A 21481-nucleotide genomic window follows, 5' to 3' on the forward strand; every position below is an offset into this window, starting at 1 on the left:
ACTATTACTAGAATGAGCAAGAAAATATACTTATTTTTTCTATTAATTGCTGGCATAGTTTTCGCTGCAAATTATAATTACATCAAGAAAACAATAATAAATAAACCTGCAAAAGTTAACTTAATAGCAAATAAAAAAACATTTTCAAACACCATCCCATCTAAGATATTAATACATAAATCCGATATAAAAGAAGGAATTATAGGCCTTAATACAAGCCAAATTATAGATGATGCCTTTGATAATTTATTTCATATTCAAATACCCCAATTGCCTACTAATGATCAAACAGTATTCTTAGAATACGACTTATATGGTTATAAAAACGGAACATCTATTATTAAAAGCATCAATAACACCCAAAGTACCGGTGGAAACTTTATTGCAAAAAACAACCAATGGTTGCATCAAAAAGAACAAATAAGCAATAACATCATAAAAAAAGGAAATAATGTACTTTTCTTTAATGCTCCAGAAATAAAAAACAACCAATATAAAATAAAAAACGTTACACTAAACTTCTACAAAAACGAAAATACCCTTCAAAAATTTGAATTATTCCGTTTTGGAAACAAACTCTACATTGCCGGATTTCAACCCGAAAAAAACACAACATTGTATATAAATGACAAAAAAATAAATACCATTAATCAACATTTTGAAACCGAAATAGACTATACCAATCAAAAAGAAATAACCTGTGTAAAAAAAGAAAACAACACAAACACTATAATTCCTATATCTATAAATAACTTTATCCCTGTAGATTATTACATCCCTTTATACAATAAAAACATAAAAAAAGAGCATATAATAGGCATTAATGGAGGAAGCATCAACAATTCAAATGCTAGTTTTCATCTAGAAAAAGATATAATCAAAAAAAACACATTATTTTCCATAGAAGCCCTTCATACAAAAGATATTGCACCGTTAAACCCTTCAATGGTCAATGTAACACAAAATTCTTTTGCTTACAGATTATTACCCCACGGAATACAATTCAAAAAACCTGGAAAACTTACAATTCCTTACGACAAAAAATTAATTCCAGAAGGATATACAGAAAAAGACATAAACCTCTTCTTTTTTGATGAAAAGAAAAGACTATGGAAAGAAATTCCTAAAGACACATTACTAACCCATGAATCTAAAATAACAGGAAAAACCACCCATTTTACCGATTTTATAGCAGGAATTATAAAACTACCCGAATCACCCGAAACCTCTGGCTATACCCCTACAAGTATCAAAGATTTAAAAGCAGCCTCTCCAGCCGTAGGCATAACCCCTATTACCCCACCTACTGCAAATCCAAACGGAAGTACTAGCACCAATTTCCCTATAGAAATTCCAAAAGGCAGAACAGGCATGCAACCCTCACTAGCCCTACAATACAGTAGCGAAGCCGGACATAGCTGGACCGGACTAGGATGGGCAATAAACCTACCCAGTGTAGACATAGAAACCCGTTGGGGAGCACCAAGATACGATGCGAGCAAAGAAACCGAAAGTTATACCCTAGCAGGTGAGGCACTCTTGCCGAACGCTCATAGAGAAGCTTGGACAGACAGACAAACCAATAAACAGTTTTATCCTAGAAAAGAAGGTGCTTTCCAAAAAATAACCCGTAAAGGAAATAACCCTACCAACTATTATTGGATAGTAACAGACAAGAGCGGTACAACAACCTACTATGGCGGTACACCCGCTGGCATAGATAACACCGCTATTTTACAAGATACCAATGGCAATATAGGCCATTGGGCAATTACTTTACAAATTGACTTAAAAGGAAATACGATAGCCTATCAATACGAAAAATCCGAAGGCGAATTATATATCAAAAATATATATTATACTGGAAAAAATGACCAAAAAGGAGCATACAGCATACACTTTATTAAAGATACAGATTTAGGAGAACCCACTAGAGAAGATGTACAAATAGCAGCACGATTAGGTTTTCAGCAAACCTCTAACAAACTATTGCGAAAAATAGAAGTCAAATTTAAAGACCAAATGATTCGTAGCTACGGACTTACCTATAAACAAGGCGCTTTTAAAAAAACATTACTAAAAGAAATAGAAGTATATGATACAAAAGGAAATCTGTTTTACAAAAACTCCCTCGATTATTACGACGATGTACGCGATGCTAGTGGCAACTACACCCCTTTTGGCGAAGAACAAACTTGGAGCGTGCCTAATGACGGTATTACACCTGCTTTTCCCGCTTTCAAAGAATTCAAAGGAACTCACACTCTTACAGGAAGTTCCCGCTCTATTTCTGGAGGTTTTAATTATAGATTAGGAATTGGAATTCCAGGAATTGGAGTCTTAAATCAAAATACTTTAGGCGGACAAGGAGGAAACAACTGGAGCAATACCTCTACCTATGTTGCCTTAGAAGATTTAGACGGAGACAACTTGCCCGATAAAATTTTCACCAAAGGAGATAAAGTCTACTTTAGAAAAAACCTTGGGGCAACAGGTATAAACCAATTTTCAGACACATACCACGTCATTAATATTGGAAATGTTGGATTCTCTAGAAACTATTCCTATAATTACGGCGTCGATCTAATTTTAGGTTTTGGACAATTGGGAGCTAATTTAGGATATGATCGACAAATATCAAAAAACACCACCACCAGTTATTTCATGGATTTTAATGGCGATGGACTCACTGATTTTGCCGATGGCGGAACCGTTTATTACAACCGTTTAGTAAATGGCATCCCTACTTTTACCCCAAACAGTACAGGAACCCCTTCCCCCATAGTTAATGAAGGCGAGTTATTACTAACAGGCAATACACAAAACTCCGAAGCCGAAATAATAAAAAAGAACCCATTGCACGACATCGTACGCCTATGGCAAGCTCCAGCTACTGGATTTATACAAATTTCGCATATCTATAAATTACTAGAAGACACCTCCACTGATAGACAAAATTATAAAAACAATGATGGCACAGATAAAGCCGATGGTGTAACGTTATATTTTCAACAAGACAATAATTTAATTTGGTCTGAAACTATTGGAGCAACAGATTATTTATCAAAACAAAAACAAGACAATCTTTTTGTTACTAAAGGAGAACACCTCTATTTTAGAGTTAGTTCTATAAAAGATGGTAATTTTGATAACATCCTTTGGGAACCTACCATCAACTATCAAGACATAGACCCTAGTCATACGGACCCTAATGGCTTTAGTTTAAAAACTTACAATCCTAAAAAAGATTTTTTAGTAAGTTCACAAACACTTATCATGGTCCCAAAAGATTCTCCAATACGCTTTGATGGTATTTTTTCTAAAAAAACAACTTCCGATCACATCCTTTTAAAAATTATTTCCAATAGATTCAGTGTTGGCGAAACAGTTGTCTTTTCAAAACAATTTTTAGCATCAGAAAACATTACATTCAATTTTAACACCATTCCTCTTATAAATGCCCTAAAAGGCGACGGATTCAGAGTAATCATAGAATCCGAAACAAATATAGATTGGAAAAATTTGATATGTAACCCTTCCATTATATACAAAGACCACTCCGACAACCAAGAAACAAAACCCCTAGAAGTTACACATACAATTTATAATCGAGTAGATGACAAATACATCCTCAACCACATTATACCTAGTTCCAAAGGAAAAGCAACCTTTCATAATTACAGCGGAGTAATTCAATTTAATAAAGTTAGACCTAATCAAAGTTTTGATAGCGACATACTAATAACAGCCAAACAAGAAGAAAAACTAGTAGCTAGAATTAGATACAAATTAACAGATGGATACCTAGCTTACACACCAAAAGCAATTGATCTATCATATCCTTACGACAGTATTGTAGCTAACAAACCTATTAAAATAGAATACTACTTCAATAACAAAAATACTTCAACCCTCTTTCAACAAAATCATTCTAGCGCATTCCTCGTTATAAAAGATTCTGTCATAATAAAAAACAAAAAAACATTAGTAGAATATAATTATTTCAGCTCAGAAAACAGCTACTACGGCAATTTTGATGATGTCGAAAAAAAATTAAAAATCAGAAATAGAAATTGGGGCGTATTTTTAATTAACGGAAATCTAGCAGCCAATACCATTGACAAAAACCTTATAGTATCAGATAAAAAACCCTACGATGTTGACCCAAAAAATATGCCAGACATCAGCGGAAACACATCTGTTACCCCAGCAACTCATGGACAATTTGAAGCCTCCAAAGAATACTTTATCCAAGCCCGAGGAAATTACGCTTCAAACAAATGGTTAGGCGCAGAAGATGCTATTTTTATCAAAGAAGAATACATTAGTTCAGCACGTCTAGGCGAAGATGATCTACAAAAATTCTTAGACACTTCCTTACCTACTGTTCAAGGAGGCGGCAGTCGAGCCTTATTTACCATATCAGAATCCACAAGTAACGCCTATGCTGCCGGCTTATCCGCTAGTTCTTCCGGGGCAGGTGCCAACTATTCAGAAGGCAAGTCTATCGTTATAGAAACTATGACCGATTTTAATGGAGATCGTTACCCCGATTTTGTACGCAATGGCAACGTACAATTTACAACCCCTAGAGGAGGTTTGTCTAACCTACAAAATAATATTGGCAATTTTAGCGTATCCATTATAGGAAGCAAAGGAGGAAGTGTCAATGGAAAATACAGTCATGGGAGTGCCAATTCATCTGATACAAAAACTAATGCAAAAACAACTGTGCAAAAAAGTTCTAATGATAAAAAATCAAATTCCGATGCCCAAAAAGCAGGAAAATACACCAGTATAAGCGGAAATATAGGCACAGGAAATGATTACTCCCAAAAAATACATACAGACATCAATGGTGATGGACTAACAGATCAAATTAACGATAACGGAATTGTTTTACTTAATACAGGATACCGATTTCTTCCCGATTACAATTGGAAAAACCTAGACAAAGGAATAAACGAAGGAAATTCATCCGATTTTGGAGCAGGATTAGGCTTTGATTTTGCATCAGGCTCTATATCTGGAGGATTTTCTTATAATGGCTCTTCTAATGAACAATCTAAATCCTTTCTTGATATTAATGCCGATGGATTACCCGATAAAATAATTTACACACAAAACAACATCCTCATTTTCCTAAACCTAGGAAACGGTTTTGATACTAACCCATTACAATACCCAAAATACGCTAGTATGAGTAAAAACAAATCAACTAGTTATGGTATGAATGCTAGTTATGCTTTCGATTTTAGTTTAACCCCTATTCCTATTCGGATTGCTATACAAGCAGGGGCTAGCACCGGTAATTCAGTAAGCAAAATCGAATCTACTTTTAACGATATTAATGGAGATGGTAATTTAGACTACATAAAATCCGAAAACGAAGACAACCTTACCGTACGTCTTTCTAACATAAAACGTACCAACAAACTAAAAAGCGTAACTAACGCTATGGGCAATAGCTTTACCGTTGATTACGAATTTAAACCAAGCTCTTACGAAGCGAACGGAGCAAAATGGGTACTCAAAGAAGTAAACCTTTTTGACGGCCACACAGGCGATGGTGTAGACAACCTTATTAGCCGTTTTACCTATGAAAACCCTTATTACGACCGCCGTGAACGTGATTTTTATGGCTATGCCAAAATTACTACACAACAAATAAATGCTACCAACAATACCGTATATAACACCCAAATACAAGAGTTTTACAATACCGATTTTTATCGTAAAAACCTCTTAAAAAGCACTTTTTTATTAGATAAAGACAATAAAAAACTACAAGAAACCAGCACCACCTATAGTATAACCAATGCTCAAAACCAAACCCCTATTACCGAGGGCTTGTTAAGCAACCCTGCCGCCGATTTGTTATCAGTGTTTATCGCACCTATACATACCCAAGAAAAACACTACGAAGCAGGCACCGCCTTTTTAGACAAAAACACCTATAATAAATATGATCCACAAGGTAATATTGTAGAATATACAGATTTAGGCAACGGCACACCACAAGATAAAGTAACCGCCAAAATAAGCTACCACAACAGCCTATCCCCTTATTACGATGGCATCCCTAAACAAATAGAAGTATTTACCATTGATGGACTAAAACGAAAACGAGCTACCCAAATAAACCCCGCAACAGCCGAGGTTACACAATTTAAAATGTATGCTAGTAACGACAAGGTAGCCATAACCGATATTGTATATGACACCTATGGCAATATTATAAAAATTACAGGCGCCCCTAATTACAAAAACCAACGAGCTCAAATTACCTATACCTACGACGATCAAGTCTACAGCCACATCACCCAAATACAAGACCATTTTGGGTATGCAAACAAAACGGAATACGACTACCGTTTTAACACCCCTATAAAAACCACCGATCGTAACGAACAAAGTACCTTATACACCCTTGACGACAAAGGACGTACCAGCACCATACAAGGCCCTTACGAAATAGCCAGTGGCAAACCCTACACCATTGCCTACGAGTATTACCCTACCGCAGAAGTACCCTATGCCAAAACCCGAAATTACGACCCTGAACTAAACAAAGACATAGAAACCTATACCTATATAGATGGGCTTGGGCGTACCTTACAGGTCAAAAAAACAGCCTCGCTTTTTGGCGGTATAGATGCCCCAGACCAAGAAGGTCATATTATATCGGGCAAGGTGGTGTACGATGCTTTTGGTAGAGCGGTAGAGAGTTTTTACCCAACCTTTACCACTACCCTAAACAACAGTTTTAGTACCCTAGCAAGCACCGTAAACCCTACTAAAACCCAGTACGATGCCCTAGGCAGAGCCACAAAAACAACCCTGCCCGATGGTAGTACCACCACCACCACTTTTGCCATAGAAAATTTTAAAGGCATAAATGCTTTACAAACCACACAAACAGACCCACACGGTAAGGTGGCAAAAACCTATACCGATGCCACTGGCAAAAATATAGCCACTATACAATATGACGGTGGCAACGAGCTACTTACCCAGTTTAGCTACAACGCCCTTGGCGAAACTGCCGCTGTTATAAACACTATGGGACAAACTACCCTAAGCACTTACGACTGGCTAGGCCGACGCACCCAGTACATACACCCCGATGCTGGTACTACCACCATTACCTACGACCTAGCAGGCAATATGACCAAAAGGGTAACTAGCCAAATAGAGCAAACCATGCCCGATGGCGGTATCCTATATGAATATGATTACAACCGATTAGAACACATAAAATACCCTAGATACCCACAAAACAATATAAGCTATTATTATGGTAGTGCTACCGAAAATGCCCCACGCCGTGGACGTATGTGGCTAGTAACCGATGCCAGTGGAGGTACCGAGTATTTTTATGGTAAACTAGGCGAGGTAGAAAAAGAAATAAAAACCCTACGCATAACCCCTACCGATAACCAAACCTACATTACCCAATACGAGTACGACACCTGGAACCGTTTGCAAAAAATGATATATCCTGATGGCGAGGTGCTTACCTACACCTACAACCGTGCAGGAAATTTACAAACAATGCAAGGCACCAAAGAAAACCAAACCTACCTCTATATTAAGCAACTAGCCTACGACGAGTTTGAACAACGCAAGTACCTAAAATACGGCAACGATACCCAAACCCATTACACCTACGACCCCACCTTACGTCGTTTGCAACAACTAAACGTAAACAGTGGTAACCGTGCCATTATAAACAACACCTACACCTACGACCTTGTAGGCAATGTACTAGGCATAAAAAACACCGTGCCTGTAGTAGCCAATAGCCTAGGCGGTAGTAGCCAACAAACCTACCAGTACGACGATTTGTACCGACTAAAAAACGCCACAGGCAGCTACAACGGCCAGAACAACCATGCCACCTACACCCTAGCCATGCGCTACAACAATATGCACAATATAGTAAGCAAAGAGCTACAACACGAGATAAATGGCACCCAAAAAGGCTACAAACTAAACTATCAGTACAACAACACCCAGCACCCCAATGCCCCAAGTATCATAACCGAAGACGGCAAACCCGAACCTCGTAACTACGAATACGACGGCAACGGCAACCCTACCCAATACCTAGAATTTAACAATTTTAGAAAAATGACATGGGACGAAGAAAACCACCTAATGGGCATAAACGACAACGGGCGTATGCACCTATACACCTACGACCACACAGGCGAGCGGGTACTAAAAAGCAGTGGCGACACCCAAAACGTAAGCATAAACGGCGCACAAGCCGCCAGCATAAACCATTTTGACAATTATACAGGTTACGTAAGCCCCTATTTTGTAATAAGTAAAGGCAAATTTACCAAACATTATTTCGAAGGCGCAGGGCGTATAACCTCCAAAATAGGACAAGGAACCTTTGCCCAACCTACCAAAATTACAGCAGGCGGAATAAACTATGCCCAATTAAGCACAGAACAACAACAGTGGTTAGACGACTATGTACGCAACCTAGGACTCCCTCCAGGACCACCCACACAGCAAGGACTATACGCCAGTCCAGCCGCTACAGGAAAGCCTTACCCAAGCCCGCCCAAGCAAAACGCTAACCAAAACCAAGAAACACCCGAGGGCTGGCCTAGACAACCCGTGTTTAATCCCCCAGGCAATGTACCAGGACCACCCATACAGTTTGGCGATCCTATAAAACCCGCAGATGTAACCGCAGGCGATGGTTTTGTAGGCAACGGCTTATTTGAAAAAGATATTTTTTATTACCATAACGATCATTTAGGAAGTACTTCGTATATTAGCACTATGAATGGCCAGTTGTCTCAGCATGTAGAGTATATCCCTTTTGGAGAAGTCCTTTTTGAAGAACACTCCTCCTCTATTTCTATGCCGTATTTATTTAATGGAAAGGAATTGGATAGAGAGACCAATCTCACTTATTACGGAGCGAGATATTTGGATATGAAGACTTCCCTTTGGCTCAATGTTGACCCACTAGCGGAGAAGTATCCAGGCGTTAGTCCTTATGTTTATTGTTTGAATAATCCCTTAATTTATGTAGACCCAGATGGTAGAGACCCAATCATAACTATAACAAATAAAGTTGTGGGTTATGCGTATCAAAAAATAGTTGGTTCTTATAATGCGGGTAAATATGATTATTTAACAATTAAAGTTCCTCTATATCAAGTTAATGTGACTGACGATGAAGATGCTAATTTCAAGATGAGCTTTATGGTAACAAGAGATTCTTGGAAAGTAAACAAAGATGGTGAAAATACTATGACTTTAGATAATCTTGCATTTGAACCTGCTTCAGGAAGTTCAAATGAGTATGTTGCAGATTACATCGCTCCATATCCACACGAGAACGATACAGCAGCATTTGAATTAGAACAAAATGGTAGTAGTACTTTAAATTCTAAACCGAGAAAGAATGATAAAGGAGAAAATAGTACAACAGCCACTAGTGTTATGATTCATGTTGGAGGTATATATAAAAATGAAGAAGAAAATAAGATTAGACATTCAGGTTCGTTGGCTTGTTTTGGTATTGTTAACCCAAATAATTCTTCTACAAATACTTCGGATGCAGAAGCTAAACGAGTTATTGGTGGTATTTGGGAACAAGCTGATAAAGATTCATATTTTGGTCATTCGGATATAAAAATAATAGTTCAACCTAGAAAAGATGTACAAAAAACAAAAACAGTTACTAAACCAATTGAGTAGATTAATTTTATTGTCTTTGATTATTATTTCTTGTAAAAGCGAGTATAGAGGCAATTTAAAAATTATTTATGCTTATTATACCGAAAATTCAGGTTGTCCTGCTTTTATTAAACAAGAAGGAAGAAGATTAACTATTGAAAAAACATATAAATATAAAGATGGTAAATTAACAGAATTTCAGGCTTGTGCTTCAGAAGGACTTTATACAAAATTTTTTGAGAAAGACAATCATTATACAAATGAAGATTTGTTGGTTAAAAATCTTTCCTTAAAAAAGGTAAACGATAATTTAATATTATTTGATAAAGTATACCCTATACTTCGTAAAAATAGCGATACTATATTTGCAGAAATAACAAAAAATAAAGATTATTTAATTATCACAGGAAACATTCCTAAATAAAACAATAAAGCCCTCGTTTGAGGGCTTTTTTTATACCATATAAGTTGTAAAAGTACCAAATAAGGTACATAATGTTTTTGTAAAAAACAGTAATATTTATATTAATTCCAAATAACAAAGCATTACAAAGCAGAAATATTATTCTGTAAATATTCTTTAAATCGTTTTTTAGAAACAAATGTTTCAATAAGTTTTAAGAGTATTGTTTTTTCTTCAGTATCGAGTTCATTAATTAATTTTAGTTGCTCCAAAGTAGCCTTGTCTTCCATAGAAACCTCGTTAGGAACACTGTTTTTTTCTTCAAAGAAAATAATGTCATCAACTGATATTCCAAAATTTTTAGCAATATAAATCAATCTATCCACAGGAATTTCGGCTCACATAAAAAATATGGGGAGTAATTGTAAATTGCGACAAAAAAAGTAAATGGATTTTTCGATACTTTCTGCTTTTCTACCCGAAGAATTATTATGTCATTTTGATATTGTTGATTTTATAGAATTAGGAGATATTCAAACAAAAAAGGATTGCTTTTATATCTATCTTGATGAAAAGAACATTATTCCCGAAGGTTTCATTTCAGAGGAATATGAGTCAAAAGGCTTTTGTGAGCGTACTTTGATACAAGATTTTCCAATACGAGGAAAGGCTGTTTATTTAGGTATCAGAAGACGTAGGTGGCGAAATACAGTAGATAAGTCAGAAATTAAAAGCGATTATTCTTTTATTGCAGAAGGTTCCAAATTAACTGTTGAACTTTCGGATTTTTTAAAAGGTACAGGTAGAGACCCGAGAAGATACGATAAGTAACATTGCCAGTTATTATGGCATTAAAGCTGATTTACTGCGAAGACATTACAAAAAAAGAATCAGTGGTTTTACAAGTTGGAAACAGTTAGAACATGCCGAAAATTATCTGATTTACCCCGAAAATATTGGGGAGAATTTAAGTATTGATGAAGTAAGATTGTCAAAAGGTGAACTGTATACTTTTGTAACCAATAAACAAGGAAGAGGCAAAAAGAAATCCTTAGTGGCGGTTATAAAAGGCACCAAAAGTCAGGACATTATTGATGTGGTTACTAAAATTCCACTTTCGCATAGAAAACAAGTAAAATCGATAACACTTGATATGGCAAACAATATGCAATCAGCATCAAGAATGTGTTTTCCTGAAAGTTACCTTGTCACAGACCGTTTCCATGTGGTAAAGTTGGTAATGGAAGCTCTCCAGCATTTAAGGATAAAATATCGCTGGGAGGAGATTGAAAAAGAGAATCAGGCTATCAAAAAAGCAAAGGAGCAAGCAATAAAATACATTCCAATAACTTTTGAAAATGAAGACACTCCCAAACAACTATTGGCTCGATGTCGTTATATCATTGCCAAGAAACCCAACCAATGGACAGAAACCCAAAAAGTGCGAGCCCAAATATTGTTCCAACATTATCCTCTAATACATCAGGCATATAAACACACCCAAGAGTTTAGAAATATTTATGAATACACCTCAAAAGAAGAGGCTAAACAAAAAATATTGAATTGGATATCCAAAACCAAAGAATTAAAAATGACTGTCTTTAATACCGTTGCCAATAGTTTAAATTATCATTTGGAAACAATTGTAAACTTCTTCATAAAAAGACATACAAACGCAAATGCTGAATCCTTTAACTCAAAAATAAAACTCTTCAGAGCTAATCAAAGAGGTGTGATGGATACTAAATTCTTCCTCTTTAGAATGGAGAAACTTTTTGCTTAATCCCCAAAAAATTAATCTGAGCCATTTAAAAGAGTACGAAGTCATTAATCCGTATGCAACACAATTACATCTACCCGAAAAAGTACATAAAATAAGAAGATTAAACGAAATGTATCAAGCCGTAATCAAACAAGTAACGTTCCTAAATCAATATCAAAGAAAACTAACCAATAACAATCAACTAATAACCGAAATCGAAGACATAGAACAAGCAACCGAAGTACTTTTTGAAAGTATCATTTTAAAAGTTGATGAACTCGATGGAAGTTTAAGACAATTTTTTGAACGATTAAAAAAGTACGTTAAAAGTGAAAATCAAGAGTTTATTTTAAGAGATATAAGACAAGATTTAGGAATAAGTAAAACACAGATATTTAGATATATACAAACACTTTTAGAGTTGGAATACATCAAACAGGTTGGCGGTTTTGCAAACAAAGGCATAAAATATAAAATCTCCTATTGGGACAATTACCAAAAGTTAAGAGCAGAGATTAAAGACTTTTTAATGTTACAAATAGAACAGCTACGACAAGAGCAAAAGTAAGTTGGAACACTAAAGGAACGCAAAAGGAACACTAAAAAACGGTGTAAAGTATTGTAAAATATAAGTAAACAGTAAAAAAATAGTCTAGCGTTCCTAAAAATAAAATATTGAGTAAGCAAAACCATCATAAACCTTAAAAACGTCATACCAAACCATTTAAAATTTAAAATTCAACATTTAAAATAATAAAAGATGGGCGCACCAAGCAAGCATAAAATCTACTCTGAAACCTACCAAGAACAGGCAAGAAACTACAAAAAACATTTAGACATTTTAGGATTAAAACCCGAAACTACCCGAGCAAGATATTTATATTTAAGAGAGTTTTTTAGTTGGTTAGAAACTCATAAAATCTTTACTATAAAAGAAGTTACACCCAAAGAAATAGCAGACTACAACGACTATTTAAAAAATAAAATTAGCCAACGTACAGGCAAGCCAATTAAACAAAAAAGCATATACGACCATATGCGAAACCTTCAACAATATTTAGGTTATCTTTTAGAAATTGGAACACTCAAAAAAAGCCCAGCATCACATCTAAAATTTACCAACGGAACTGAAAAAGTAGAACGATTTATTTTTAGCCAGGACCAAATAAAACAACTTTACGAAGTAGCCAATTTAGAAGAAAGAACCATTTTAAATATTGCGTATGGTTGTGGATTAAGAGTGCAGGAAATCAGCGATTTAAACAAAGAAGATTTGCGATTAACCGAAAATATTATCATCGTTCAAAAAGGCAAAAACAGTAAAAGGCGATTAGTTCCTATAAGTCAAAAAATAAGCGATCAAATCAAAGAATATTTAGAAAGTTTAGAGCAAAAAAACAACACAATATTTATCAATAATAAAGCAAGAAAAATGGGCTCAGATTAATTTTTTGGGGATTAAGCAAAAAGTTTCTCCATTCTAAAGAGGAAGAATTTAGTATCCATCACACCTCTTTGATTAGCTCTGAAGAGTTTTATTTTTGAGTTAAAGGATTCAGCATTTGCGTTTGTATGTCTTTTTATGAAGAAGTTTACAATTGTTTCCAAATGATAATTTAAACTATTGGCAACGGTATTAAAGACAGTCATTTTTAATTCTTTGGTTTTGGATATCCAATTCAATATTTTTTGTTTAACCTCTTCTTTTGAGGTGTATTCATAAATATTTCTAAACTCTTGGGTGTGTTTATATGCCTGATGTATTAGAGGATAATGTTGGAACAATATTTGGGCTCGCACTTTTTGGGTTTCTGTCCATTGGTTGGGTTTCTTGGCAATGATATAACGACATCGAGCCAATAGTTGTTTGGGTGTGTCTTGGTTTTCAAAAGTTATTGGAATGTATTTTATTGCTTGCTCCTTTGCTTTTTTGATAGCTTGATTCTCTTTTTCAATCTCCTCCCAGCGATATTTTATCCTTAAATGCTGGAGAGCTTCCATTACCAACTTTACCACATGGAAACGGTCTGTGACAAGGTAACTTTCAGGAAAACACATTCTTGATGCTGATTGCATATTGTTTGCCATATCAAGTGTTATCGATTTTACTTGTTTTCTATGCGAAAGTGGAATTTTAGTAACCACATCAATAATGTCCTGACTTTTGGTGCCTTTTATAACCGCCACTAAGGATTTCTTTTTGCCTCTTCCTTGTTTATTGGTTACAAAAGTATACAGTTCACCTTTTGACAATCTTACTTCATCAATACTTAAATTCTCCCCAATATTTTCGGGGTAAATCAGATAATTTTCGGCATGTTCTAACTGTTTCCAACTTGTAAAACCACTGATTCTTTTTTTGTAATGTCTTCGCAGTAAATCAGCTTTAATGCCATAATAACTGGCAATGTTACTTATCGTATCTTCTCGGGTCTCTACCTGTACCTTTTAAAAAATCCGAAAGTTCAACAGTTAATTTGGAACCTTCTGCAATAAAAGAATAATCGCTTTTAATTTCTGACTTATCTACTGTATTTCGCCACCTACGTCTTCTGATACCTAAATAAACAGCCTTTCCTCGTATTGGAAAATCTTGTATCAAAGTACGCTCACAAAAGCCTTTTGACTCATATTCCTCTGAAATGAAACCTTCGGGAATAATGTTCTTTTCATCAAGATAGATATAAAAGCAATCCTTTTTTGTTTGAATATCTCCTAATTCTATAAAATCAACAATATCAAAATGACATAATAATTCTTCGGGTAGAAAAGCAGAAAGTATCGAAAAATCCATTTACTTTTTTTGTCGCAATTTACAATTACTCCCCATATTTTTTATGTGAGCCGAAAAATGCAAGAATGGGGACTTAATGCACGACTAAAACAACTGATTTTAAAAACAGAATTTGGACAAAAACTAACTACTGAAGAATTGAATAAAATAGGTATTCACTCATTAAGGCACTCAATAGCAACACATCTTTTAGAAAACGGAATGAAGCTCGAACAGGTTCAAAAATTTTTAGGACATAGCCACATCGAGAGTACAGAGATTTACACACATATAACCAATAAACAATTAAAAGATTTAATGATTTAAGAATTTAAAATTTAAGTTGTTTGATAATCTTTTAATTATTCAATTTTTAAATTATGAAATTAAAAGAATATTTACAGAAAAAATACAGCAAAAGCACATTATACAGCAATTTATACAACATCAAAAGATTTACAGATTATTACCAAAACAAAGCACCAAAAGCCACATTTAAAGAGGTTTTAAACTATATAGAACACTTACGAAAAAACTACAATTTACACCCAAAAACATTAAGACATTGTTTGTATGGCGTTAAAATATACTTCAATTATCTGCTTGAAACAGGACAAAGAAAAGACCATCCTTGCAGTGAATTATTTTTAAAAGATAAGATTGATAAACAAATACAAGCCGATACACTCTACAGCCCAGAAACACTAGAAACCTTTTTTGAAACCTACCAAATCAAGAAGAAAAAACAGTTAGAAAATAGAAATAAAATTATCATTAGTTTATTGATTTATCAAGCCTTAACTGTCAAAGAAATAGCAGCATTAGAAGTTGAACATATCAATTTAGAAAAATGCGAAATTTATATAAAAGGAAGTAACGAAATCACTTCAAAAAGTCCACAATCAAGAACTTTACCACTACAAGCCAAACAAATATTATTAATTTACAAATACATACAAGAAGATAGAGAGAAATTATTAAGTCATTCCAAAGTTCCCCCTTCGGGGGTTAGGGGGCTTATCCTTGGTCAATACGGTGAAAAAATCAATCCTCACGGCATTAGCAAAATGATAAACGAACAAAAGCCAAAAAGCGAACAAATACAACCAATGAAGATAAGACAAAGTGTTATAGCAAACTTATTGAAAAAGGAGAATGATACAAGAATAGTACAGGTTTTTAGCGGACACAGACGAGCATCAACTACAATCCAATACAAACAAACCGAACTGGAACAACTACAAAACGCAGTAAATAATTATCATCCAATAAGATAAAAAGGATAAAAATAAATTGTAATAGCCACTACTTTACCTGACAGTTGTAAGTTAAATTAAGTTTGTCAGATTGTTTGTTTTTTCAATTCCCTTGGGGGCTTTTTCAGATGAAAGAAAAAAATGATTCTGATGCAATTTATTCAAGTTTTTTTCATCTGCCAAATATTTGGTATCTAAAAAAGTTTTTAAAGGAGTTTGTCCATAACAAAACTTACCAGAATGGGGTCTGTTTTGATTGTATTCTATCAGCCAAAGGTCAAGGTCTATTTGAAGTTGTTCAATTGAGTTATAAACTTTTTTTCTAAAAGCTATGGCATAAAATTCATTTTGTATAGTTCTATGAAAACGTTCGCAAATACCATTAGTCTGAGGACTTCTAGCTTTGGTTTTAGTATGATCTATGTCTTCAATAGCTAGATAAAGTTGAAAATCGTGATCTTGTGAACCACAATACTCTGTTCCTCTATCGGTAAGTATTCTAAGTAAAGAAACATCTTGTTCTTGATAAAATGGGAGCACTTTATCATTGAGCATATCTGCTGCTACGAGTGAATTTTTTTGGTCGTATAGTTTTGCAAAAGCAACTTTAGAATAAGTGTCTATGAAAGTTTGTTGGTAAATTCTTCCTACTCCTTTAATTGTGCCAACATAATAGGTGTCTTGTGCTCCCAAATAACCTGGATGAGCGGTTTCTATTTCTCCGTGAGCTTCTTTTTCTTCTTTAGCTTTTTCAATGGCTACGACTTGTGATTCAGTAAGAATCAAACCTTCTTTTGCTACTTTTGTCTCTAAGGCTTTTAATCGCTTTTTAAAGGTCTCTAAATCATTACGAAGCCAAATCGAACGAACTCCTCCAGGAGAAAGTACAATGCCTTCTTTACGCAATTCATTACTCACTCTTTGCTGACCTAGAGATGGATTATCTGTAGCAATGCTTACTACTTTTTGCTCAATGTAGGGTTCAACACGATTTTTAATAATGGGTTTGCTTCGACTTATTTCTTGAAGTGCTAATTCGCCTCCTGTTTCATATAATTCTTGAAAACGATAAAAACTATCACGACCGTAGCCCATAATCCTACAAGCTTCTGATACATTTTTTAATTTGTTTGCTAAGTTTAATAGTCCAATTTTATTACCTATTATTTTTTGATTTGTTGTCATATTTAATCTTTGTTTAAAATTAATACTTTAATTGGTAACTGTCAGATTAAATATTAAATATTACATATAAGGAATCCATTTAATGTGACTGCATGTATTGTTCTAGGGAATAATTTTTTAATGTCACTTATTGTGGTTTCTACTTTTTTTCTCATTTTTAATTTTTCATTTTTTTGTTGTTCAGTATCAAATCTTTTTGAATTTGATTTTCGTTGTACTTTCAATAAAATACATTTTTCTTCTTTAGCAAAATCTTCTAATTTATAATTTGTATAAGCACTATCAGCGTATATTGATGCTTCAGCTGGCAATTTATCAATCATTTTCCCAATAGCCTTTGCATCTCCAGTTTTCCCTGGTGTAAAATGAAAAGCAATTGGTATTCCTGCTTTTGTTGTAAGTAATTGAACTTTTATTCCATAGAAATAGCTTCGCATACTTGCTGTATAACCTCTCCATTTCTTACCACTAACAATTTTACAATTCGCAATTCGCATATTATGACAAAATGCTACTGGAAATGAATCTATTATATATTGCATCTCACAACAAATATCTTTAAAATAAGAACTTATAATCTCAAATAACTCATATAGGATTGATCCAATTTTGTGTAACCTTCTGTTAAATCTACTTTTATCTAACATATCTGGAATAAATCCATATTGTTTCATAAATCGAATAGCTGAATCATGATTTCCATAAAAACTAGTCGATGAAACTAAGGCTGTCAGAATGATTTCACTATCACTTACTTTTCTTCTTATATCATCTTGATGATTAATTCCTTTTAAAATATCATCAATTAAACAAAAAATTGATATAATTTTGTCTTTACAAAGCATGGGTTTCGTTTATTGGTTAGCAAAACAAATTTACTTAACCTTTTGCTTTGTTTTTCATTTTTAAACTAGCAACTTGAATTATTTAGATTATCCGCCACAAATTCAAAGAATGGTTTATTCGACCAACTGGATTGAACGGTTGAACAGAGATTACAAGCGTGTTTTGAAAATGAGAGGAGCCATGCCGAACGTGTCTTCAGTTATTGCTTTAATAGGTTCGGTAGCATTGGAAAAAGAATATAAAACATACAAGTATCCAGTAAGTGCTTTTAGAGATATAGAGGAATTAAAAAGAAAGAAAGAAACAAGATAAAGGAAAGAAAATTAAGTGTAGCGTAGCGGAACGTATTTTCTTTCCTTTATCTTGTTTTGAACATTGAAATATTGATTATAAAAATGATTTACACACTTTTTAATACACTCCCGTTTTTGACTTGATCCGTGATTTCGGTATGATACAATAAATTCATATAAAACAAAAAACCTTCATCTTTTCGGATGAAGGGTTTCTAAAGAAAGGCGGCGATCTACTCTCCCACAAAATGCAGTACCATCGACGCTGGCGGGCTTAACTTCTCTGTTCGAAATGGGAAGAGGTGAGCCCCGCCGCAATAACCACCTTAAGGTTTTAAGTCTAAAGTCGAATGTCGTAAAGTTTCCTTTGGACTTTCTTCTTTAAGACTGTCTCGTTTTTAAACGAAACAAATATTTTAACATATTGAGATAAATATTTAATTTGGAAAGAATTTTACGAGCCCCCTGAGGTTCCCCCTTTGGGGGTTAGGGGGCTCTTACAATAAGCTTACGGGTTATTAGTACTACTTGACTGTGACATTACTGCCTTTACATCTATAGCCTATCAACGTGGTCATCTTCCACGACCCTTAAAAGAAATCTCATCTTGTGGTGGGTTTCGCGCTTATATGCTTTCAGCGCTTATCCCTTCCCAACGTAGCTACTCTGCGGTGCTCCTGGCGGAACAACAGATACACCAGCGGTTGGTCCAACTCGGTCCTCTCGTACTAGAGTCAGATCCACTCAAATTTCTAACGCCCACAGTAGATAGAGACCGAACTGTCTCACGACGTTCTGAACCCAGCTCGCGTGCCACTTTAATGGGCGAACAGCCCAACCCTTGGGACCTTCTCCAGCCCCAGGATGTGACGAGCCGACATCGAGGTGCCAAACCCCCCCGTCGATATGAGCTCTTGGGGGAGATCAGCCTGTTATCCCCGGCGTACCTTTTATCCTTTGAGCGATGGCCCTTCCATGCGGAACCACCGGATCACTATGCTCTACTTTCGTACCTGATCGACCTGTATGTCTCTCAGTCAAGCTCCCTTATGCCATTGCACTCTACGCACGGTTACCAAGCGTGCTGAGGGAACCTTTAGAAGCCTCCGTTACTCTTTTGGAGGCGACCACCCCAGTCAAACTACCCACCAAGCAATGTCCTCCACAATATGGAGTTAGGCCTCAGATAAGCAAAGGGTGGTATTTCAACAATGACTCCACAACGCCTAGCGACGCCATTTCACAGTCTCCCACCTATCCTACACATCACTTATCCAAGGTCAATACTAAGCTATAGTAAAGGTGCACAGGGTCTTTTCGTCCCACTGCGGGTAATCGGCATCTTCACCGATACTACAATTTCACCGAGCTCATGGCTGAGACAGTGTCCAGATCGTTACACCATTCGTGCAGGTCGGAACTTACCCGACAAGGAATTTCGCTACCTTAGGACCGTTATAGTTACGGCCGCCGTTTACTGGGGCTTCAATTCAATGCTTCTGATTGCTCATAACATCTCCTCTTAACCTTCCAGCACCGGGCAGGTGTCAGGCCCTATACTTCATCTTACGATTTGGCAGAGCCCTGTGTTTTTGATAAACAGTCGCCTGGACCTTTTCACTGCGGCCAGCTTGCGCTGGCGACCTTTCTCCCGAAGTTACAGGTCTATTTTGCCTAATTCCTTAGCCATGAATCTCTCGAGCGCCTTAGGATACTCTCCTCAACTACCTGTGTCGGTTTACGGTACGGGTACTTATAATCTATGTTTAGAAGGTTTTCTTGGCAGCCTTTAGGTACACTATCCCATCATCCGAAGAATCCGAGTACTATCGCATTTCACCAGTCCCAGCGGATTTGCCTACCGGGCCTATAGCTAGGTGCTTTAACGAACTATTCCGTCAGTTCGCGGTACTTTCACCACTGCGTCACTCCATCACAATTATAAGTAGTACGGGAATATTAACCCGTTGGCCATCGACTGTTCCTTTCGGATTCGCCTTAGGTCCCGACTAACCCGCAGCTGATTAGCATAGCTGCGGAAACCTTAGTTTTGCGGCGGGGGTGTTTCTCGCACCCCTTATCGTTACTTATGCCTACATTTTCTTTTCTAACCTCTCCAGAAATCCTCACGGAATCCCTTCTACGATGTTAGAATGCTCCCCTACCACTTGACTTTTGTCAAATCCATAGCTTCGGTAGTATACTTATGCCCGATTATTATCCATGCTCGATCGCTCGACTAGTGAGCTGTTACGCACTCTTTAAATGAATGGCTGCTTCCAAGCCAACATCCTAGCTGTCGATGCAATCAAACCGCGTTTGATCAACTTAGTATACATTTGGGGACCTTAGCTGATGGTCTGGGTTCTTTCCCTCTCGGACTGGGACCTTAGCACCCCAGCCCTCACTGCTGTGTATATTATATAGCATTCGGAGTTTGTCAGGAATTGGTAGGCGGTGAAGCCCCCGCATCCAATCAGTAGCTCTACCTCTATATAACTCTACCACTGCGCTGCACCTAAATGCATTTCGGGGAGTACGAGCTATTTCCGAGTTTGATTGGCCTTTCACCCCTACCCACAGGTCATCCGAAGACTTTTCAACGTCAACCGGTTCGGACCTCCACTATGTGTTACCACAGCTTCATCCTGCCCATGGGTAGATCACACGGTTTCGCGTCTAACATTACTGACTCAAGCGCCCTATTCAGACTCGCTTTCGCTACGGATCCGCACCTGAAGTGCTTAACCTTGCCAGCAACGTTAACTCGTAGGCTCATTATGCAAAAGGCACGCCGTCACAGCTTTTGCTGCTCCGACCGCTTGTAGGCGTATGGTTTCAGGTTCTATTTCACTCCGTTATTCACGGTTCTTTTCACCTTTCCTTCACAGTACTGGTTCACTATCGGTCTCTCAGGAGTATTTAGCCTTAGCGGATGGTCCCGCCAGATTCAGACAGGGTTTCACGTGCCCCGCCCTACTCAGGATACCACTATCCTTTATATTCCTTACTTATACGGGACTATCACCCTCTGTGGTTAACCTTTCCAGGTTATTCTAATTCGGTTTACAAGAAATATTGTGGTCCTACAACCCCAGTATTGCCGTAACAACACTGGTTTGGGCTAATGCGCTTTCGCTCGCCACTACTTACGCAATCACTTTTGTTTTCTTCTCCTCCGCCTACTTAGATGTTTCAGTTCAGCGGGTTCGCCTCCTATTGGATACTATGTCTTCAACATAGTGGGTTGCCCCA

The 21481-nt window shown here is 36.3% G+C and carries 14 protein-coding genes and 2 rRNA genes (1 of these 16 cut by a window edge); 9 read left to right on the forward strand and 7 right to left on the reverse strand.

What is annotated here, in order from left to right:
- Nucleotides 1-12: 12 nt before the first annotated feature.
- Together HUE53_RS02940 and HUE53_RS02945 are read left to right on the forward strand one after the other, a co-directional pair.
- The gene (locus HUE53_RS02940) at nucleotides 13-9729 is read left to right on the forward strand and encodes a SpvB/TcaC N-terminal domain-containing protein (protein ID WP_192188690.1); all 9717 of its coding nucleotides are present in this window, start codon (nucleotides 13-15) and stop codon (nucleotides 9727-9729) included.
- Complete coding sequence (locus HUE53_RS02945) at nucleotides 9722-10132, forward strand: hypothetical protein (RefSeq protein ID WP_192188691.1); 411 nt, start codon at nucleotides 9722-9724, stop codon at nucleotides 10130-10132. The genes HUE53_RS02940 and HUE53_RS02945 overlap by 8 nt, the downstream gene beginning before the upstream one ends.
- Before the next feature lie 122 nt (nucleotides 10133-10254).
- On the opposite strand, the gene HUE53_RS02950 is transcribed toward HUE53_RS02945, so the two are convergent.
- The gene (locus HUE53_RS02950; RefSeq protein WP_192188856.1) at nucleotides 10255-10497 is read right to left on the reverse strand and encodes an XRE family transcriptional regulator; all 243 of its coding nucleotides are present in this window, start codon (nucleotides 10495-10497) and stop codon (nucleotides 10255-10257) included.
- Between the two features lie 61 nt (nucleotides 10498-10558).
- Here HUE53_RS02950 and HUE53_RS02955 point away from each other — a divergent pair, with 61 nt between their 5' ends.
- The 4 genes from HUE53_RS02955 (at nucleotide 10559) to HUE53_RS02970 (ending at nucleotide 13320) form a co-directional block, all read left to right on the forward strand.
- Nucleotides 10559-10942: an ISAon1 family transposase N-terminal region protein gene (locus HUE53_RS02955; protein ID WP_014165862.1), complete on the forward strand. Its 384-nt coding sequence runs from the start codon at nucleotides 10559-10561 to the stop codon at nucleotides 10940-10942.
- 34 nt (nucleotides 10943-10976) lie between these two features.
- Nucleotides 10977-11894 carry an ISAon1 family transposase gene (locus HUE53_RS02960; protein WP_454951477.1) on the forward strand — a complete coding sequence of 306 codons (918 nt, stop codon included), beginning with the start codon at nucleotides 10977-10979 and terminating at the stop codon, nucleotides 11892-11894.
- Complete coding sequence (locus HUE53_RS02965; RefSeq protein WP_225556169.1) at nucleotides 11887-12441, forward strand: helix-turn-helix domain-containing protein; 555 nt, start codon at nucleotides 11887-11889, stop codon at nucleotides 12439-12441. Before HUE53_RS02960 ends, HUE53_RS02965 begins: the two co-directional genes overlap by 8 nt.
- Before the next feature lie 192 nt (nucleotides 12442-12633).
- Nucleotides 12634-13320: a tyrosine-type recombinase/integrase gene (locus HUE53_RS02970; RefSeq protein WP_192188692.1), complete on the forward strand. Its 687-nt coding sequence runs from the start codon at nucleotides 12634-12636 to the stop codon at nucleotides 13318-13320.
- Between the two features lie 11 nt (nucleotides 13321-13331).
- Here HUE53_RS02970 and HUE53_RS02975 read toward each other — a convergent pair whose 3' ends face one another.
- Nucleotides 13332-14291, reverse strand: coding sequence for an ISAon1 family transposase (locus HUE53_RS02975; protein WP_454951483.1), 960 nt, complete (start codon nucleotides 14289-14291; stop codon nucleotides 13332-13334).
- Nucleotides 14284-14667 (reverse strand): ISAon1 family transposase N-terminal region protein, encoded by a 384-nt coding sequence (locus HUE53_RS02980; protein WP_014165862.1) that lies wholly within the window; start codon nucleotides 14665-14667, stop codon nucleotides 14284-14286. Before HUE53_RS02980 ends, HUE53_RS02975 begins: the two co-directional genes overlap by 8 nt.
- Nucleotides 14668-14676: 9 nt before the next feature.
- Here HUE53_RS02980 and HUE53_RS02985 point away from each other — a divergent pair, with 9 nt between their 5' ends.
- Together HUE53_RS02985 and HUE53_RS02990 are read left to right on the forward strand one after the other, a co-directional pair.
- Nucleotides 14677-14973 carry a tyrosine-type recombinase/integrase gene (locus tag HUE53_RS02985; protein ID WP_192188693.1) on the forward strand — a complete coding sequence of 99 codons (297 nt, stop codon included), beginning with the start codon at nucleotides 14677-14679 and terminating at the stop codon, nucleotides 14971-14973.
- 53 nt (nucleotides 14974-15026) lie between these two features.
- Entirely contained in the window at nucleotides 15027-15923 is an 897-nt protein-coding gene (locus HUE53_RS02990; RefSeq protein WP_065213370.1) for a tyrosine-type recombinase/integrase, read from the forward strand.
- A gap of 51 nt (nucleotides 15924-15974) precedes the next feature.
- On the opposite strand, the gene HUE53_RS02995 is transcribed toward HUE53_RS02990, so the two are convergent.
- Both HUE53_RS02995 and HUE53_RS03000 read right to left on the reverse strand, forming a co-directional pair.
- Nucleotides 15975-17087, reverse strand: a complete 1113-nt coding sequence (locus HUE53_RS02995) for an IS481 family transposase (RefSeq protein WP_192188694.1) — start codon at nucleotides 17085-17087, stop codon at nucleotides 15975-15977.
- A gap of 53 nt (nucleotides 17088-17140) precedes the next feature.
- A complete protein-coding gene (locus HUE53_RS03000; protein WP_192188695.1) occupies nucleotides 17141-17932 on the reverse strand; it encodes an IS982 family transposase in 792 nt (263 codons plus the stop codon).
- A 73-nt stretch (nucleotides 17933-18005) separates the two neighbouring features.
- Between HUE53_RS03000 and HUE53_RS03005 the strand changes: the two genes are divergently transcribed.
- Entirely contained in the window at nucleotides 18006-18245 is a 240-nt protein-coding gene (locus tag HUE53_RS03005; protein WP_192188696.1) for a transposase, read from the forward strand.
- Nucleotides 18246-18446: 201 nt separating this feature from the next.
- On the opposite strand, the gene rrf is transcribed toward HUE53_RS03005, so the two are convergent.
- Nucleotides 18447-18555, reverse strand: a 5S ribosomal RNA gene (gene rrf, locus HUE53_RS03010).
- Nucleotides 18556-18724: 169 nt separating this feature from the next.
- Nucleotides 18725-21481, reverse strand: a 23S ribosomal RNA gene (locus tag HUE53_RS03015); it runs 119 nt beyond the window's last position.

The sequence above is a fragment of the Flavobacterium columnare genome (assembly GCF_014844295.1).
In the GTDB taxonomy this organism is placed as follows: domain Bacteria; phylum Bacteroidota; class Bacteroidia; order Flavobacteriales; family Flavobacteriaceae; genus Flavobacterium; species Flavobacterium columnare.

Bases quoted from the DNA above. Each gene is read 5' to 3' on its own strand.
- HUE53_RS02980 (WP_014165862.1), bottom strand. From the start codon at position 14,667: ATGGATTTTTCGATACTTTCTGCTTTTCTACCCGAAGAATTATTATGT.
- HUE53_RS02995 (WP_192188694.1), bottom strand. From the start codon at position 17,087: ATGACAACAAATCAAAAAATAATAGGTAATAAAATTGGACTATTAAAC.
- HUE53_RS03000 (WP_192188695.1), bottom strand. From the start codon at position 17,932: ATGCTTTGTAAAGACAAAATTATATCAATTTTTTGTTTAATTGATGAT.
- HUE53_RS02955 (WP_014165862.1), top strand. From the start codon at position 10,559: ATGGATTTTTCGATACTTTCTGCTTTTCTACCCGAAGAATTATTATGT.
- HUE53_RS02970 (WP_192188692.1), top strand. From the start codon at position 12,634: ATGGGCGCACCAAGCAAGCATAAAATCTACTCTGAAACCTACCAAGAA.
- HUE53_RS02990 (WP_065213370.1), top strand. From the start codon at position 15,027: ATGAAATTAAAAGAATATTTACAGAAAAAATACAGCAAAAGCACATTA.
- HUE53_RS02940 (WP_192188690.1), top strand. From the start codon at position 13: ATGAGCAAGAAAATATACTTATTTTTTCTATTAATTGCTGGCATAGTT.